The sequence below is a fragment of the Amycolatopsis sp. cmx-8-4 genome (genome assembly GCF_046548675.1).
Lineage (GTDB): Bacteria > Actinomycetota > Actinomycetes > Mycobacteriales > Pseudonocardiaceae > Amycolatopsis.
Map to the genome: position 1 here is coordinate 129,451 of NZ_JAEBDZ010000019.1, position 15,684 is coordinate 145,134.

18 protein-coding genes are annotated in these 15,684 nt (G+C 70.6%); 7 read left to right on the top strand and 11 right to left on the bottom strand.

Annotated elements, in window-relative coordinates:
* The first annotated feature begins 61 nt into the window (after window positions 1-61).
* From ACLJQZ_RS33420 to ACLJQZ_RS33435, 4 genes are all read left to right on the top strand, one after another.
* Window positions 62-559, top strand: a complete 498-nt coding sequence (locus ACLJQZ_RS33420) for an SRPBCC family protein (protein WP_247056856.1) — start codon at window positions 62-64, stop codon at window positions 557-559.
* Window positions 556-1,608 (top strand): LLM class flavin-dependent oxidoreductase, encoded by a 1,053-nt coding sequence (locus ACLJQZ_RS33425; protein ID WP_410623803.1) that lies wholly within the window; start codon window positions 556-558, stop codon window positions 1,606-1,608. The genes ACLJQZ_RS33420 and ACLJQZ_RS33425 overlap by 4 nt, the downstream gene beginning before the upstream one ends.
* 66 nt (window positions 1,609-1,674) lie before the next feature.
* The gene (locus ACLJQZ_RS33430) at window positions 1,675-2,220 is read left to right on the top strand and encodes a dihydrofolate reductase family protein (RefSeq protein WP_410623804.1); all 546 of its coding nucleotides are present in this window, start codon (window positions 1,675-1,677) and stop codon (window positions 2,218-2,220) included.
* Window positions 2,217-3,323 (top strand): epoxide hydrolase family protein, encoded by a 1,107-nt coding sequence (locus ACLJQZ_RS33435; protein ID WP_410623805.1) that lies wholly within the window; start codon window positions 2,217-2,219, stop codon window positions 3,321-3,323. Before ACLJQZ_RS33430 ends, ACLJQZ_RS33435 begins: the two co-directional genes overlap by 4 nt.
* On the opposite strand, the gene ACLJQZ_RS33440 is transcribed toward ACLJQZ_RS33435, so the two are convergent.
* Both ACLJQZ_RS33440 and ACLJQZ_RS33445 read right to left on the bottom strand, forming a co-directional pair.
* Window positions 3,320-3,649: a hypothetical protein gene (locus ACLJQZ_RS33440; protein WP_410623806.1), complete on the bottom strand. Its 330-nt coding sequence runs from the start codon at window positions 3,647-3,649 to the stop codon at window positions 3,320-3,322. The two genes, ACLJQZ_RS33435 and ACLJQZ_RS33440, sit on opposite strands and share 4 nt — an antisense overlap.
* The gene (locus tag ACLJQZ_RS33445) at window positions 3,646-5,169 is read right to left on the bottom strand and encodes an AMP-binding protein (protein ID WP_410623807.1); all 1,524 of its coding nucleotides are present in this window, start codon (window positions 5,167-5,169) and stop codon (window positions 3,646-3,648) included. Before ACLJQZ_RS33445 ends, ACLJQZ_RS33440 begins: the two co-directional genes overlap by 4 nt.
* Before the next feature lie 81 nt (window positions 5,170-5,250).
* On the opposite strand from ACLJQZ_RS33445, the gene ACLJQZ_RS33450 reads away from it, so the two are divergent.
* Entirely contained in the window at window positions 5,251-6,120 is an 870-nt protein-coding gene (locus ACLJQZ_RS33450; RefSeq protein WP_410623808.1) for a hypothetical protein, read from the top strand.
* A 177-nt stretch (window positions 6,121-6,297) separates the two neighbouring features.
* Window positions 6,298-7,026, top strand: coding sequence for a nitroreductase/quinone reductase family protein (locus ACLJQZ_RS33455; RefSeq protein ID WP_410623809.1), 729 nt, complete (start codon window positions 6,298-6,300; stop codon window positions 7,024-7,026).
* Here ACLJQZ_RS33455 and ACLJQZ_RS33460 read toward each other — a convergent pair whose 3' ends face one another.
* Genes ACLJQZ_RS33460 through ACLJQZ_RS33480 form a run of 5 tightly spaced genes read right to left on the bottom strand, consistent with a single transcriptional unit; the run spans window position 7,027 to window position 11,699 of the window.
* Entirely contained in the window at window positions 7,027-7,875 is an 849-nt protein-coding gene (locus tag ACLJQZ_RS33460) for an LLM class F420-dependent oxidoreductase (RefSeq protein ID WP_410623810.1), read from the bottom strand.
* Window positions 7,876-7,900: 25 nt separating this feature from the next.
* The gene (locus ACLJQZ_RS33465) at window positions 7,901-8,590 is read right to left on the bottom strand and encodes a TetR/AcrR family transcriptional regulator (RefSeq protein ID WP_410623811.1); all 690 of its coding nucleotides are present in this window, start codon (window positions 8,588-8,590) and stop codon (window positions 7,901-7,903) included.
* Window positions 8,591-8,618: 28 nt separating this feature from the next.
* Complete coding sequence (locus tag ACLJQZ_RS33470) at window positions 8,619-9,557, bottom strand: phosphotransferase enzyme family protein (protein ID WP_410623812.1); 939 nt, start codon at window positions 9,555-9,557, stop codon at window positions 8,619-8,621.
* A gap of 11 nt (window positions 9,558-9,568) precedes the next feature.
* On the bottom strand, window positions 9,569-10,759 hold the full coding sequence (locus tag ACLJQZ_RS33475; RefSeq protein WP_326944009.1) for a histidinol-phosphate transaminase: 1,191 nt from the start codon (window positions 10,757-10,759) through the stop codon (window positions 9,569-9,571).
* Between the two features lie 19 nt (window positions 10,760-10,778).
* The gene (locus ACLJQZ_RS33480; protein ID WP_410623813.1) at window positions 10,779-11,699 is read right to left on the bottom strand and encodes a hypothetical protein; all 921 of its coding nucleotides are present in this window, start codon (window positions 11,697-11,699) and stop codon (window positions 10,779-10,781) included.
* A 200-nt stretch (window positions 11,700-11,899) separates the two neighbouring features.
* Here ACLJQZ_RS33480 and ACLJQZ_RS33485 point away from each other — a divergent pair, with 200 nt between their 5' ends.
* The gene (locus ACLJQZ_RS33485; RefSeq protein ID WP_410623814.1) at window positions 11,900-12,199 is read left to right on the top strand and encodes a YciI family protein; all 300 of its coding nucleotides are present in this window, start codon (window positions 11,900-11,902) and stop codon (window positions 12,197-12,199) included.
* A 578-nt stretch (window positions 12,200-12,777) separates the two neighbouring features.
* On the opposite strand, the gene ACLJQZ_RS33490 is transcribed toward ACLJQZ_RS33485, so the two are convergent.
* The 4 genes from ACLJQZ_RS33490 to ACLJQZ_RS33505 all read right to left on the bottom strand — a co-directional run bounded on the left by ACLJQZ_RS33490 (window position 12,778) and on the right by ACLJQZ_RS33505 (window position 15,552).
* On the bottom strand, window positions 12,778-13,173 hold the full coding sequence (locus ACLJQZ_RS33490; RefSeq protein ID WP_410623815.1) for an NUDIX domain-containing protein: 396 nt from the start codon (window positions 13,171-13,173) through the stop codon (window positions 12,778-12,780).
* A gap of 15 nt (window positions 13,174-13,188) precedes the next feature.
* Window positions 13,189-14,859, bottom strand: a complete 1,671-nt coding sequence (locus ACLJQZ_RS33495; protein WP_410623816.1) for a hypothetical protein — start codon at window positions 14,857-14,859, stop codon at window positions 13,189-13,191.
* Between the two features lie 81 nt (window positions 14,860-14,940).
* Window positions 14,941-15,303, bottom strand: a complete 363-nt coding sequence (locus tag ACLJQZ_RS33500; RefSeq protein WP_410623817.1) for a VOC family protein — start codon at window positions 15,301-15,303, stop codon at window positions 14,941-14,943.
* A 36-nt stretch (window positions 15,304-15,339) separates the two neighbouring features.
* Window positions 15,340-15,552 (bottom strand): hypothetical protein, encoded by a 213-nt coding sequence (locus tag ACLJQZ_RS33505; protein WP_410623818.1) that lies wholly within the window; start codon window positions 15,550-15,552, stop codon window positions 15,340-15,342.
* Window positions 15,553-15,684 lie beyond the last annotated feature (132 nt).

Here is a 15,684-nt window from a genome sequence, read left to right on the forward strand (position 1 = left end):
AGCCGGGTCTACCTACGCAACTATCGTGGTCAGAAGCTCACCGAGAGGAGTGGCGACCACGATGGAGTGGACCGGCGCGCGGTACGCGGACAAGCCCACGGCCGAGGTCTCGACCTGGATCGACGCCGCCCCCGAGGCCGTCTGGCCGGTGGTCTCGGACATCGGGCTGATGCCTTCCCTGAGTTCGGAACTGCAGTCCGTCGAGTGGTGCGACGGTGAGACCCGTCGCAAGTTCGTGGGCCGGAGCAAGCACGACGCGTTCGGCGAATGGGAGACGACGTCGTACGTCGTCGAGTGCGAAGCGCCGCGGGTGTTCGCCTGGGCCGTGCAGGATCCGGCCGAGCCGAGCTCGGTCTGGAAGTTCACCCTCGAACCCGACAACGGCGGCACCCGGCTCTCGCAGTGGATGCAGCTGGGCCCGGGCCGGTCCGGGCTGTCGTTCGCCATCGACCGGATGCCCGAAAAGGAACAGAAGATCGTCTTCGTGCGGCTCCGCGAGTTCGAAACCGCGATGACCGGCAACCTCGCCGCGATCAAGGACCGGGTCGAAGGCTCGTGAAGACCGCGACGACGGTCGAGTTCTCCCGCGACACTCCCGTGACGCTGGACTTCGTGCTGGAGGCGGAAAAGCTCGGCCTCGACGTCTGCTGGGTCGCCGAGGCCTGGGGCTCGGACGCGCTGTCCGCGCTCGGCTACCTCGCCGCGCGCACCGACCGGATCCGGCTCGGCTCCGGCATCGTCCAGCTCGGCACACGCACGCCGGTCGCGATCGCGCAGGCCGCGCTGACGCTCGCCGACCTGTCCGGCGGCCGGTTCGCGCTGGGTCTCGGCCCGTCCGGGCCGCAGGTGATCGAAGGCCTGCACGGCGTGCCGTTCGCCAAGCCGCTGACGCGGATGCGCGAAACCGTCGAAATCATCCGCCAGGCCTTCGCGGGCGAGAAGATCTCCTTCTCCGGCAAGGCTTTCGAGATCCCGCTTCCCGGCGAGACGCGTCCGATGCGGCTGTCGACCGAGCCGAACCCGGACATCCCGATCTACCTGGCCACGCTCTCGCCGAAGCTCCTCGAGCTGACCGGCGAGGTCGCCGACGGCTGGCTCGGCACCAGCTTCGTCCCCGAAAGCGCCGACGCGTATTTCACCCACCTCGACGCCGGCCTCGCGAAGTCGGGCCGCACGCGCGCGGACATCGACGTCTGCCAAGGCGCCGAAGTCGCCTTCGCGGCGAACGAGGACGAGCTGCGCACGATGGTCGGCGGCCGCAAGAGGGAACTCGCGTTCAGCCTCGGCGGGATGGGCTCGGCCACCACGAACTTCTACAACAACGCCTACAGCCGCCAGGGCTGGGCCGACGTCGCCGCCGAGGTCCGCGAGCGCTGGCAGGCCGGGGACCGGGACGGCGCCACGGCGCTCGTCACCGACGAGATGGTGCTCGGCACCACGCTGATCGGCACCGAGGAGATGGTCCGCGAACGCCTGCGCGTCTGGCGCGACACCGGCATCGACACGGTCCGGCTCTACCCGGCCGGCGAGACGCTCCAAGCGCGGCTGGACACCCTCGGCCGCGCGCTGGACCTGCTGAAGCCTGTCGCGAATGGACGGATCGGATAGTCCGGGCAAACCGCTGCGGGACGGCGGCCTTTCGGTCATAGTGGGAACTCGACCGAAGGGGTGGCCATGCGCAAGATCGTGTCGAACCTGTTCCTCTCGCTGGACGGTGTGGTCGAGGCGCCCGACAAGTGGTCGCTGCGCTACTGGAACGACGAGATCGGCCGCGCCGTCGGCGGCGGGATGGCGGCGGCCGACGCGATGCTGCTCGGCCGCGTCACCTACGAGGGCTTCGCCGAGGCGTGGCCCGGGCGGATGGTCGAGGACGACGCGGGCGCCGAATTCATGTACAGCGCCCGCAAGTACGTGCTGTCGTCGACGTTGTCCGAGGTCAGCTGGAACAACTCGACGCTGCTGACCGGGGATTCCGTCGAAGCTGTCCGGGCGTTGAAGGCCGGGGAGGGCGGCGACATCATGACCAGCGGCAGCACCACGGCCGTGCGCTGGCTGCTGGCCGAAGGCCTGGTCGACGAGCTGAACCTGCTGCTGTACCCGATCGTCGTGGGCCGCGGGAAGCGGCTGTTCCCCGAAGAGGGGCCGGGTTTTCCGCTGGTGCTGAAGAAGTCGGCCACCTTCGGCAACGGCGTCGTCCAGCTGACCTACGTCCCGGCGTGATCACGCCGTTCCGGATCGACGTCCCCGAAGCCGACCTCGACGACCTGCGCGCGCGCCTGCGCCGGACCCGCTGGCCCGAGCCGGAGCCGGTCGGCGACTGGAGCCAGGGCACACCGCTGGCCGTGCTGCGGGAGTTCTGCGAGTACTGGGCCGCCGGCTACGACTGGCGCCGCGTGGAGGCCCGGCTCAACGGATTTCCGCAGTACCGCACCGAAATCGACGGCCTGGGCGTGCATTTCCTGCACGTGCGTTCGCCGCACCCGGATGCACTGCCGCTGGTGCTGACGCACGGCTGGCCCGGCTCGATCGTCGAGTTCACCAAGGTGATCGAGCCGCTCTCGCGCGAGTTCCACCTGGTGATCCCCTCGCTGCCGGGGTACGGCTTCAGCGACAAGCCGTCGGCACCGGGCTGGGGCATCGAGCGGATCGCGGCGGCGTGGGCGGAACTGATGGCCCGCCTGGGTTACTCCCGCTACGGCGCCCAGGGCGGCGACTGGGGAACGTCGATCACGACGTCGCTGGCCCAGCGGGACGCGGCCCACCTGGTGGGCATCCACCTGAACCCGCCGATCGCCGCCCCCGACCCGGCGACGTTCGACGAGCTGACTGTTGCGGAACGCGAAGCGCTGGCGGCGTTGGAGCACGCGCAGCGCTGGGAGGACGGCTACTCGGTCCAGCAGTCGACCCGCCCGCAGACCCTGGGCTACGGCCTGGCCGACTCCCCGGCCGGCCTGTGCGGCTGGCTGCTGGAGAAGTTCCACGCCTGGTCCGACGGCTTCCCCTTCACCCGCGACGAGCTGCTGGACAACATCACGCTCTACTGGCTGACGGGCACGGCGACGTCGTCGGCGCGGTTGTACTGGGAAAGTATCGCCAAGGTCCAGAAGTGGTTCAGCGAGGCCACGGACGACACGGTCGACGTCCCGACGGGCTGTTCGATCTTCCCGAAGGAGATGCCGAGGCCGTCGCGCCGGTGGGCCGCGCGGAGGTACACGGACATCCGGCACTGGAACGAGCTGGACCGGGGCGGGCACTTCGCGGCGTTCGAGCAGCCGGAGCTGTTCGTCGCCGAGGTGCGGACGTTCTTCCGCCTGGTCCGCTAGCGCTTGAAGCCCTTCGGGCCGGCCAGGTAGCGGTCCAGGTCCGGATCCTCGTGCAGCTCGGTGAACCCGTCCTCGACGTCCTCCCCGAGTTCACGACGCAGCCGGGCCAGCGCCGCCCGGACGTCGGCGTTGAAACGAAGGCACCGCGCTTCCCGCCACGGGCCGGGATCCGGCGGGTAGTCCCAGTTCAGCGACTCGTCGTACTGTTCCACGAGGCTGTCCAGCTCCGCGCGCAACCCGGCGCTGATCGGCAACCGGTCCACGTCCGCCGGGCCGACGCCGGCCCAGAGCACCGTGCCCGATCCCGCGTCGAAGAAGAACCTCAATTCACCCCTCGGGCCTGGCCCTGCCAGAACGGCTCCCGCAGCTTGAACTTCTGGATCTTCCCGGTCGCCGTCCGCGGCAGCTCGTCCAGGAACTCCACCCGCTTCGGGCACTTGTACCCCGCCAGGTACTCCCGGCAGTGCTTGATCAGCTCCTCCGAAGTGACCTCCGAGGCGGTCACCACCAACGCCGTCACCAGCTCGCCCCACTTCTCGTCCGGGATGCCGATCACCGCGGCCTCGCGGACCGCCGGGTGCGAGCTGAGCGCGTCCTCCACCTCGATCGACGACACGTTCTCGCCGCCCGAGATGATCACGTCCTTCTTGCGGTCCGCGATGGTGAGGTAGCCGTCTTCGAACGAACCGCCGTCACCGGTGTGGAACCAGTTGCCCTCCTGCACCCGCGCGGTCTCGTCGGGGTTCTCCCAGTAGCCGTCGAGGTTGTGGTTCGACTGCGCGAGCACCTCGCCGTCGGTGTCGACGGCGATCCGGACGCCCAGCGCGGGCGTGCCGGCGCGGCCCAGCAGCTTCGCCTGCTCGTGCGGGTCGAGGTCGGCCCACTCGCTGCGCATCCGGTTGACCGTCAGCAGCGGCGCCGTCTCGGTGAGGCCGTAGATCTGGATGAACTCCCAGCCCAGCTCGGCCCGCACCCGCTCGATCGTCCGGGTCGGCGGGGGTGCGCCGGCCACGACGATCCGGACGCGGTCGCGGCCCGGGATCTCGCCGTCCCAGCTCGCGGCGCCGTCGAGCGCCGCGCTGACCACCGCGGGCGCGGCGCACAGGATCGTCACGCCGTGCTCCTCGACGCGCCGCAGGATCTCGGTGCCGTCGACTTTGCGCAGCACGATGTGCCGCCCGCCGAGCCCGGTCACCGCGTACGGCATGCCCCAGCCGTTGCAGTGGAACATCGGGAGCGTGTGCAGCAGGACGTCGTTGTCGTTCAACGTCGTGTGCAGCCCGAAGACGGCCGCGTTGAGCCAGATGTTGCGCTGGGTCAGCTGCACGCCCTTCGGCCGCGCCGTCGTGCCGGAGGTGTAGTTGATCGTCGCGGTGGCCGACTCGTCGCCCGCCCACGGCCGCGGTTCGCCGTCGCCGCCCCAGATCGCGTCGTCGTCGCGGCCCAGCACGAAGACGTGCTTCGCGGTGACGGTGCCGAGCAGGTGTTCCAGCTCGGGGTCGACGATCAGCACCTCCGCGCCGGAGTGCTCCACGATGTACTTCACCTCGGCCGGCGCGAGCCGGAAGTTCACCGGCACCAGCACCCGGCCCCAGGCCGAGACGCCGAAGAACGACATGAGCAGGCGGGCGGCGTTGTGCGACACCACCGCGACGCGCCCGCCGACCGGCACGCCCAGCGCGTCGAGGTGGGCGGCCTGCGCGCGGGCCCGCCGCGCGACCTCGCGGTAGGTGAGCGAACCCCAGCTCGGCGCAGGCTGGTTCGGCTCGTCGACCACCGCGACGCGGTCCGGGTACACCGCCTCGGCGCGGTCGAGGAAGTCCCGGACACCCAGATCGAAGAACACGCGCCTTCCCTTCGTCGCCCCTGACCCGATGATGACTGTTCGCGGGTGCTCGCACCAGTCCGATGTGGTTGGCTGGGTGGGATGGACCTGAAGACGGTGGCCGGCGAGCTCTACGGGGGTGACCTCGCGGAGTTCGTCAGCGCGCGCAACGCGGCGGCGAAGACGGCTAAGGCCGAGGGCGACACCGACCTGGCGGCGAAGATCAAGGAGCTGCGGAAGCCGACCACGGCCGCGGCGATCGTCAACCGGCTGGCCCGCGACGACCCGGATGAGCTGCGTGAGCTGGCCGAGCTCGGCGACGAGCTGCGGGACGCGCACACGCGCCTGGCCGGGGACGACCTGCGCGCGCTGGCCCGGCGTCGCGGCGAGCTGGTGCGGCGGATCCTGCACGGCCTGGCCAAGATGAGCGACACCGTGGCGCGGGAGGTCGAGGCGACGCTCGAAGCCGTCGCGGCCGACCCGGACACCGCCGCGCTCGCCTTGGCCGGGTGCCTGACGTCGGTCGCGCACCAGGACACCGACCAGTGGTTCACGCTCGCCGCGACCGCCCCGCCGTCGACCGGCAAGCGCCCGGCCAAGCTGGTGGAAAAGGCCGAACCCGCGAAGGCCAAGCGGGCCGGAAAGGCCGAACCCGCGAAGGTCGAGCGGGACTCCAAACGCGACGAAGAAGAACGGGCCGAGCGGGAGCGCGTCCGCGCCGAACGCGAGCGCCTGCGCAAGGAAGCCGCCGAGCTGGCGAAGGAACGCGCGGTGGCCGAGCGCGACCTCGTCCGCACCGAGCGCGCGGCCGAGCAGGCCACGGCCCGCGTCGAAGACCTGCGGGCCCGCCTGGCGGAAGCCGAGGAACGCGCCGAGCGCGCGACGGCCGAGTTCGAGACGGCCAAGGAAGCCTTCGACCAGGCCGACGAAGCTTCCATCGCGGCGAAGGAAGCCGTTGACGACGCGCGCTGATTCCGTGCTACCGTGGAAGTGCGCCCCGGATGGGCCTACGCACGGAGGTAGTGGCTACTCAGCCCCCTGAGATCGACACGTCGGTGTCTCTCGTCTTTTCCCTGCTGTGGGATAAGTGTGCCTCCGTCGTGCCCTCTCACGCCTCCGATCACTCCACATCGGAAGGACCACGCGAGTTTGATCCAGCTCACCACGACCGGTGCCCGCACCGGCCGGAAACACCGCGTCACCTTGGGAGCCCTGCGCATCGACGGCCAGCTGGTCGTCGTCGCCTCGGCGATGGGGTTGCCGAAACACCCCGCCTGGTACCACAACATCCGCAAGAACCCTTTGGTGACCGTGGAAACCGGCACCGAAACGTTCGAGGCGATGGCCGCCATCGCCCCCGACCGTGACGCCCTGTTCGCCAAGGTCGTCGAGCAGCAGCCGGGCTTCGGGGACTACCAGGCCCGCACCACCCGGGTGCTGCCGGTGCTCGTGCTGCACCGCCTCGACCGCGTCCGGCGCATGGGCGACTGGATCGTCGAGGTGCACGACTGGCTGCGCACCGAACTGCGGGACCTGCGTGCCCAGCTGGATTCCGGTGAACCGCTGAGCTTCGGCAAGCGCTGTCTCGGTTTCTGCTCGGCCCTCACCCGCCACCACACGGGCGAGGACACGGCGATCTTCCCGATGCTGGCCGCGCAGTTCCCCGCGCTCGCGCCCGCGTTGACGAAGCTCGGTGAGGAACACGTCGTCGTCGCGCAACTGCAGGAAAAGATCCAGCGGCTCGTCGACGAGGAGTCCGACCCGGCCCGGCTGCACGCGGAGTTCGACCGGCTGGCGTCCGCATTGGACACTCACTTCACCTACGAGGAAAGCGTGATCGTCACGGCGCTGAACGCGCTGGCCCCGGCGCCGGGCTGATCAGAGCAGTAGGCCGGCGAGGATCCGGCGGTGCTCGGCCTCTACGTCCGGCGTGGGGCCGAGCACCTGGACGGCCACGTGGTCGGCTCCGGCGTCCACATGGGACCGCAGGCGCTTCGCGATGCTCTCGGGCGTGCCGTGGAACACGAGGTCGTCGATCAGGCGATCACTGCCGCCATCGGCGACGTCCGCCTCGGTGTACCCGTGGCGCCGCAGGTTGTTCACGTAGTTGCGCAGCCCGAGGTACGGCTCGCGGACGAACGGCCGGCCGATCGCGCGCGCCGCCACCGGGTCCTCGCCGACGACCACTTTCTGTTCCGGTGTCAGGAGCTTGCCCGGACCCAGTATCGATCGCGCGTGCCGCGTGTGCGCGACCGGCACGAGGTAGGGGACCGCACCGGTGGTGCGGTCGGCGGCCAGCTTCAGCACGCGGTCGCCGAGCGCGGCCAGGATCCGGGCGTCGACGGGCACGCCGGCCGCGTCCAGCCGGTCGAGGTAGCCGACGATCTTGTCGTACGGGCTCTGGTAAGCGGCGATCGACTCGGGGTGGCCGACGCCGATGCCCAGGAGCAAACGCTTTCCGTACCGGCCCGCCAGCCGGTGGTACGACTCGGCCAGCGTCTCCGGCTCGTCGGCCCACATGTTCACGATCGCCGTCGCCACGGTGATCCGCTCGGTCGCGGCCAAGACGTCCTCGACAAATGCGAGGTCGCCGACCGACGCGGTGCCGGTGCCGAACCAGACCGTGCCGTAGCCGAGCTTGTCGGCCGCGACGGCGTGCGCCTTGCGCGTCTCGTCGTCGCGGTGCGGGGCCAGGAACACGCCGAACTCATTCGTTACATTCGCCATACGACTCAATGTAGCAAATGTAGCGTCAGCTCGCGAGACGGTGCAGCCACTCCCGCAACAGCTGTCGCTCGGTGGTCGTCAGCTCGTCGACGTCGTCCGTGAGCGCGGTCGACAAAGCGACCGCGAGCGCGCTCGTCGACGACCCCGCGGCCGGGCCGTCGGTGAGCAGCCCGGCCAGCACGGCGTCCCGGACCTGCGCGGACATCGCCAGGTCACGGACACCTTCGGGCTGGGCGATCAGGCTGAGGGTGACGCCGCTGTTCGCCGCCGCGAACTGCCGCGCGGCCTCGGTCGCCTCGACGCGCAGCCGCCCGGCGCGGGCGAGCGGGGTGAACAGCTCGAGCAGCATCGCCTCGGCGCTGCTGGTGAGGTTGCACGGCACGCCGGGCTCGATCTGGCCGTAGAGCAGCACGTAGAACGCGGGGTTTTCCAGGCCGTACGCGACGTGCCTGTCCCAGCCCTCGCGGATCCGCGCGACCGGGTCGCCGCCGGTTTCGGGCGCCTGGACGTACTGGGTGAAGCCGTAGTTCACGACGGCGTCGAGCAGGCCCTGCTTGCTGCCGAAGTGGTGGTACAGCGTCGGGGCCTGGACACCGGCGCGTTCGCAGATCGCGCGCGTCGACACCGCGCCGCCGTCCGCCTCGTGCAGGAGCTGCCCGGCGGCCAGCAGGAGGCGGTCGCGGGTGCTGGTGGCGTTGCTCGATCGTCCGGCCATGTAGCAAGTGTAGCGGCGATCTGTAACGTCAGGCCGTCCCGTCGAGTGCGCGCAGCCGCAGCTGGACCCGGCGCAGGCCGATGAACGCGTCGAGCACGGCCGGGTCGGTCGCGAACGTGGCCGGGCGCACCGACCGGTACCCGTCCAGCAGCGCCTCCCGCAGCTCCGCGCGGTGCGGCAGGTGCGCGAACGCCTCGACCGTCACGGCCAGGTCGTAGGCGTAGTGCCCGTACCCGCAGCCGTCGAAGCCGACCACCGCGACCCGGCCGCGGTGGACCAGGTAGTTCTCCTGGTGCAGGCCGCCGTGGACCAGGCCGAACACGTCGGCGCCGAACCCGAGCGCGGCCCGCACCGCCCGCACCCGCTCCAGCGCGGCGCGGACGTCCTCGCCGGCCAGCGCGACCGCCCGCTCGACGACGGTCGCCGAGAAGCCGTCCACCTGCGCCCGGCCGAACGCGCTGAGGTCGTCGACGCGGCCGCGGTCGAGGCCGTTCATCCGGGCGCCGTGGCGCTGCAGCCGCGCGGTGACCTCGCCCAGCCGGTACAGCTGCGACGCGTTGAGCCGCTCGTCGAGGAACCGGCCCTCGACCCAGTGGCGCAGCACGCAGGTGCGCGGCTCGGGCACGGCCGGGTCGGCGACGACGGTGGCCGGCTCCCGGTGCCGCGTCGGCACCGGCCGCGGCACCACCAGGTCCGTCTCCCGGCACAGCGCCGCGAGCCAGGCCACCTCGGCCCGCACCTGCGTGACGCTCGGGCCGTCCGGCCGCTCCACGCGCAGCACGTACCGGCGGCCGTCCGCGCCGTCCACCCGGAACGTCGTGTTGCGCCCGCGCGCCAACGGCGTCAGCCGCGCCACCGGGACGTCGTAGTCGGTCAACGCCGCTTCGGCGAGCCGGCGCAGCCTGCGCGTGCGGCCCGCGCGGTCGAGTTCGGCGAACGGCCGGAGGTTCGCTTGGAAGTCGGCCATCGACCACGTGGTCAGCTGATCGACCGTTCCGGCTCGCGGGAGTGCGAGACGAGCTCGATCGGCGGCGTGTGACGGCCGCCGCCGAGCCGCTCGACCCCGCGCAGTCCCTCGACCAGCCGCTCGACCTCGGTGTCCGGCCGCACCCCGAAGCGCATGAACTGGCTGGTCATGCCGATCTTGTTGCCGCACTGGCGCACCAGCAGGTGGTGCTCGGTGAGCAGGTAGTCGCACAGCTCGGCGCCGTCGACCGAGCCGGGCAGCTTGACGAGCAGGAAGTTCGCCTGCGACGGGTACACCGTCAGCTCCGGGAACTGGCTCAGCTGCGAGTTCATCATGAACCGGTCGAGCGCGAGCCGCTTGAGGCTGTCCTCGTACTCCGCGCGGTGCTCGGCGAGCATGAAGATGACGGTCTCGGCCAGCGAGTTCAGGTTCCACTTCGGCAGCGCGGCCGACAGCTTGCGCGTCAGCGCCGGGTTCGACACCTGGTAGCCGAAGCGGATCCCGTGCAGCCCGAAGTTCTTCCCGAGGCTCTTCAGCACGATGACGTTCGGCCGCACGACGGCTTCGGCGGCCACCGACGGGTTCATCTCGGCCTCGACGAAGTCGATGAACGACTCGTCGATCACCACGAGGTCGAGGTCTTCCAGGGCGTCCATGAACCGGATGACCTCACGGCGTGACAGGTAGCCGCCGTCCGGGTTGTTCGGGTTGCACAGCACCGCGACTCGCGAGCCGCGACGCTTGATGAACTCGATGTACTCGTCGACGCGCAACTCGAAGTTGTTCGCTTCCTTCAGCAGGAACATGTCGACGCGCTTGCCGGTTTCCAGTGGCTGGTCGGTCCAGCGGCCGAACGTCGGGATCGGCACCGCGATGCTGGCGTCCACCAGCAGGTGGTCGATCCAGGTGATCAGCTCGGTCGAGCCGTTGGCCAGCGAGATCGTCGAGGGGTTGAGGCGGAGCACGTGCGCCAGCTGCGCGGTGATCGCGCCCGCGTCGCTCGGGTAGAACTTGAGGATCGTGCGGAGGTTCCGTTCCAGCTCGCCGAACATCCCGTCGGTCGGGAAGTACGGGTTGCAGGGGATGCAGAAGTCAGCGAGGTCGTCGCCGTGCTGGCCCATCGCCCGCATGACGGAGAAGAACGACGGGCTGTGGGCCTGACTCTGCTGGAAAAGGCCGTTCGTGGTCATGCCGTGCCGCACGTGGTCTCCGTCCGCCGCTTTACCGGCCCCTTGCCTTCCCATCGGAGATACGTACGAATCGGATACCCGGTTCAACGCCGCTCAGCGCGTAAAGCCCGGTGCCGGCCAGCGCGGCCGCCGCCAAGATGGACAACGCGAGCACCGGCAGCGGCGCGGCGAACGGCGAGACGCCGGTGAAGGACTCGACCCCGATCACGGCGGTGAGCACGGCGTCGGCGACCACCGCGATCACGACCACGCGCAGCCGGTGGGCCTCGGGCCAGCGGGTGAAGGTGAGCAGCCAGGCCAGCCCGGGCAGCACGAGGATCGCGTGCATCGCGACCGCGTGCAGCGGCTTGAGCGAGCCCGCGGTCGTGTAGGCCAGCTGCGGATCGCCGCCACGGGCTTCCACCACGCCGCGGGCGATCATCACGGCCCCGGTGGCCAGCGCGACCACCAGCACGAGCAGCCCGGCCCGGACGGCGAGACGCAGGCTCGGCGCGTCCGGCCCGGGTTCGACGAGCGCGGCGGCGGTGAAGCCAATGACGGTCAGGATGAGCACCCCGCCCCCCGCGGCGAGCGTCATCGACACGACGTTGTCGAACGGCGTCTCGAAGTCGAAGTGCGACGGCACGCCGCGCCAGGACTGCATGCTGACCAGGACGACCTCGACGATGCTCGCGACGCCGAACGCGCCGAGCAGTATGGACCGCCACCGCGGCCGGACGGTGAGGAACGACGTTGCCCAGGCCACCGAGGCCAGCGTCAGGCCGAACGACAGCCCGAAGGTGACGGCCTTGCGCATCGACAGCGGCCCCAGCCACGAACCGCCGGTGGCGAGAAGCACGATCGCGTGCACGAGGCCGCTCACGAAGAGGACCGCGCCGACGACGTAGGCGATCCGCTCGGCGCGCCGGCCGTGCTGCCAGACGTCGTGCCGGATCCGGGTCAGTGCGTTCATGCCCCGAGTCTCGCGCGTCACGGGGCGGCCCGCGTCGGCCCGGCGTCGACTCCCTGTCGTACGCCGATCTACGTACGGTGGATTCAGAAAGCCGCCGTAAAGATTTTCCGGAATTCTTGACCGGAATATTGCCGAATACGGTGTCCGGCGCCACTCGGCAGGCGGATGCGGGGTGGCCGGGGGAGTTCTACTCTTGAATCATGTACATCGCACTGCTGACCTACACAGCGCCCGAAACAGAAGTGGACTACGCGCTCCCGGACCATTCGGACTGGTTGCGCACCCAATTCACGAGGGGAATTTTCTTAGTTTCCGGAAAGGGGAGCGGTGCGGCCGACCACGTGATCCTCACCCGCCCGGTACTGCGCGGCAAGCTCGACGCGGTCCTCGCCAGCGACCCGTTCGTGGTCCAGCGCCTCGCCCGCTACGACGTCATCGAATTCACCGCCACCCGCACCGCGCAGGAGCTGCTGGCGATCAACGAGGCCATCGCCTCATGAGGAGCCCGCCGACGGCCAGGTGGCCCGCAACGACGCCCGCCACCTGCCGGCAAAAGCCGACGCACGCTCACGCGGCGGCGTCCACTCTCGTTTGTCCGGCCCAGCTCGCGTGGCCCCAGTCGCTCGGCCCCGCTCGCCCAGCCTGGCTCGCGTCGCCCCACTCGCACGGCTCTGCTCGCTCGGCTTCGCTGGTCCGGCCTCGGTGGCGTGGCTTGCGCCCGCGTGGCTTGCTTGCCTGACACGCTCGCTCGACTCCGCTCGCCCGGCCTGGCGTGGCCCCACTCGCTCGACCCCGCTCGCGTGGCTTGTTGTCCGACTCTGATCGCGCGGCCTCCGCTCGCCCGGTCCCGCTCGCCTTTGCTCACCCGCCCGCTGTACCGCGGTTTGTCGGTCCCCTCCGGTAGCATGGAGACCGGGGGCAGCGCCCATCGCAGTCGCGCGTTTTCCCTTGCACCGCAACAAAATCTCGCGCCAAACCCCGCGCAGCACATCACCCGATTCAGCGATGATCTTCGCACGTGTGTTCGGGTAACGTCGATGGCGTGACCAGAACGATCCGCCCGCCCGGCCGGGGCCGGCTACGAAGACAGCAGCCGGTGAAAGTGCTCCGGCAGCTCCAAAACGCGTGCCTCCGCTGGCGTAAGCCACGCGAAGTCGTCGTGTTCTCCCGGATTGAGCACCACTTCGCCCGCGCCCGTTTCCTCGGCCGCGTAGAAGATCGCGTGGATCTGCAGCGGCCGTCCCGTGATGTCCGGCCAGGAATCGCGGCCGCGTTCCCCGGTGATCCGCACCGTCAGCCCGGTTTCCTCCGCCGCTTCGCGCACCGCTGTGGTCTCGAAAGATTCACCCGGCTCGGCCGTCCCGCCCGGCAGCTCCCAGCGCCCGGCGAGGAAGACCCCGGGCGCGCGGCGGAGAAACAGCACTTCGTCACCGCGGGCGATCCAGCAGTACGCGAGGTGCTTGTGGTCCGTCATGCCCGCGATTCTCGCTCAGTTGGTCTTCGACGTCGGCAGGTGGGCGCCCAGGTACCCGACGTACACCGTGCCCGTGCGATCGGTGTCGTCGAGGAAGTGCAGCCGCGGCGCCGGCGACTTGAAGCGCTCCAGCGCGATGTGGGCGCCGAAGTAGTCGCGCCCCGCCGGGTTCGTCCGCGGGTCGACGCGGAACGTCCGCGCCTGCCGGAGCCGTTCGTTCGTCGTCACGGTGTCCGACTCGGCCAGCGCGATGATGTTGGCGCTGATCAGCGAGCCCGGCTGGCCGGTGCGGGCGAACGCGAGCACGTCCGACAGCTCGGGGCCCGGGTCCTGGCCGGCGTCGAGCAGCGACCGGCGAGCCCGCGCGTACGCGTCGAGCGTGCGGAGCGCGTCCCACGCCTTCCGGCGCCAGGCTGCGGCTTTCGGGTGGTGGTCGAGGATCGCCGTCGGCGCGGCCTCGGCCGTGATCTCGAGGTGCTTGAGCGTCGCCGCGGCCGCGCCGATGAGGTCGGCGAAGCTCGGGAAGTCGTCCGGCGGAAGTTCGGCGTCGGCGACCTCGGTGCCGGCGTCGTGGTAGCGGGTCAGCGTGCCGGCCAGCAACCCGTTGGCCCGTCTGAGCTCGTCGCGTTCGGCCTCCACCTCGTCGAAGGCGCGCGTGTAGTCGTCCAGCGCCTCCTGCAGCTGCGCGAGCTGCTCCTGCAGGCAGGCGAGGTCGGTCGCCGACAGCTCCTCGATGCGAGCGCGCAGCGCCTTCACCTCGCGAGCCGCGCGATCCCGTTCTTCCGCGCCGGTCTTGGCCTTCTTGCGCAGGATGGTGATCACGCCGCGCGCCTCCGCCAGCTCGCGCTCGACGCGGTCCAGCTTCTCGGTCATCCCGGTGTCGGGTTCCCGCTCCGGCGCCGCGAACGGGTCCGCCGCGTACCAGGCCCGCACGCTCGGCACGTCCGCCCACTCCTCGGGCAGCGGCGTCCGGCCCCGCGTCTGGATGAACCGCGTCATGGCGTCTTCGAGCGCCTGGTCGGCCATCGGGAGGGTCGCTTCCACGAAGTCCGGCAGATCGTCGCACGGCGGGACGAACAGCCGCGCGCCCAGCGGCACCGCGCAGCCGAGCGGGAGATGGCTGTTGAGGGTGCGGCGGAAGCGGTCGTCGACGTCGAACACGTTCACCAGCCCCGGCCAGCCCTCGACCGGCGCCGTCGGCGGTTCGGTGAGCACCAGCACCGCCGACGTCCGCCACGGCGCCACCAGCGCCTCGGCGAGCAGATCCGCGACGCGGTCGCACTCCTCGCGGGACCAGCCGTGCATCGAGAGCACCGGCCCGTCGATCGGGATCTCGTCGCTACCGCTGGCGCCCAGCTCCTCCAGGCCGATTCGCTGCGCCGGCGCTTCGTGGCAGCTGCGCCACGGCCGCGTGCACGCCGCCGCCAGCAACCACGCCACGCGGTCCTCGCCGGCGTGGTAGCAGAGCGAAAGCAATACCTGAACGGAGTAGCGGCCTTCGTGGCCGAGCCACGCGAACTTCAGGTCGCACCGGCGCGACCCGCCGTCGTCGGACGAGCCGAGATCGGTGACGGTGTAGTCGTCGTGCTGCCGTTGTCGGCTGATGAGCCTGCTGCGCAACGCGTCCAGGGGGCGTTTCCCCTCGACGGGGACCAGTCCGTGGTGCCAGATCCGGTGCACCCCCACTGGACTCACTCCGTTCGCCGGGAACCGGTACCTCCAGCGAACATAGCGGATCCTGTGACCGTTCGAACGCGGGGCGTCACCTCATTCACGCGTCCAGAGGCAGAACGGATGCCCGGCCGGGTCGAGGTAGACGCGGACCTTCTCCTGCGGCTGGAACGCCGAGAGCCCGGCTCCCGCGGCGATGGCGACCGCGCCCGCCGCGTCGAGGTCGTCGACCTCGATGTCGAGGTGCAGCTGCATCTGCTGGGCGCCCTTCGCCTGCGGCCATTCCGGCGGCACGTGGTCGGGTTCCAGCTGGAACGACAGGCCGGGTCCGTCGTCGGCGGGGCGGAGCGTCACCCACTCCGGCTCGTCGGTCTTGATCGACCAGCCGAGCAGGGTCGCGTAGAAATCGGCCAGCGCGCGTGGATCCCGCGCGCCGAGCACGGTCGAAGTCAGCTTCATGCCTGGTGGCTACCCGCCCGGGCGGGCGATCTACCGTCAGCGTCCCCGGCTGGGTGTCGAAGGAGGCGATCGACGGCCCGGCGTTGTGCAGCGACGATGTCGCGAACACCGCGGCGCCGGAGTGGTGCGCGCGCCGGGGTACACGCCGAAGACCAGCGCCAGCACGCTGATCGGCGGCAACGCGAACCACAGCGCGCCGAGCACCAGCACGAACGCCTGCGCGACCCCGGAGTACGTCCACGCGGCCACGACCGGCGGCCGGAGGATCAACCCCTGTCGCCCGGATCGTCACCGCCGGCGTCAGGTCGGGCGCGCCGATCGCGACGGCCGTGATCGCGAGGCCGCGCGACTTGGTTTCCGTGGGCTCGGTTTCGTCGTCAG

What these genes read in the sequence shown, in the direction of transcription:
- ACLJQZ_RS33420 (WP_247056856.1), top strand. Translation starts at nt 62, where the DNA reads ATGGAGTGGACCGGCGCGCGGTACGCGGACAAGCCCACGGCCGAGGTC.
- ACLJQZ_RS33430 (WP_410623804.1), top strand. Translation starts at nt 1,675, where the DNA reads ATGCGCAAGATCGTGTCGAACCTGTTCCTCTCGCTGGACGGTGTGGTC.
- ACLJQZ_RS33450 (WP_410623808.1), top strand. Translation starts at nt 5,251, where the DNA reads ATGGACCTGAAGACGGTGGCCGGCGAGCTCTACGGGGGTGACCTCGCG.
- ACLJQZ_RS33460 (WP_410623810.1), bottom strand. Translation starts at nt 7,875, where the DNA reads ATGGCGAATGTAACGAATGAGTTCGGCGTGTTCCTGGCCCCGCACCGC.
- ACLJQZ_RS33465 (WP_410623811.1), bottom strand. Translation starts at nt 8,590, where the DNA reads ATGGCCGGACGATCGAGCAACGCCACCAGCACCCGCGACCGCCTCCTG.
- ACLJQZ_RS33470 (WP_410623812.1), bottom strand. Translation starts at nt 9,557, where the DNA reads ATGGCCGACTTCCAAGCGAACCTCCGGCCGTTCGCCGAACTCGACCGC.
- ACLJQZ_RS33480 (WP_410623813.1), bottom strand. Translation starts at nt 11,699, where the DNA reads ATGAACGCACTGACCCGGATCCGGCACGACGTCTGGCAGCACGGCCGG.
- ACLJQZ_RS33485 (WP_410623814.1), top strand. Translation starts at nt 11,900, where the DNA reads ATGTACATCGCACTGCTGACCTACACAGCGCCCGAAACAGAAGTGGAC.
- ACLJQZ_RS33490 (WP_410623815.1), bottom strand. Translation starts at nt 13,173, where the DNA reads ATGACGGACCACAAGCACCTCGCGTACTGCTGGATCGCCCGCGGTGAC.
- ACLJQZ_RS33500 (WP_410623817.1), bottom strand. Translation starts at nt 15,303, where the DNA reads ATGAAGCTGACTTCGACCGTGCTCGGCGCGCGGGATCCACGCGCGCTG.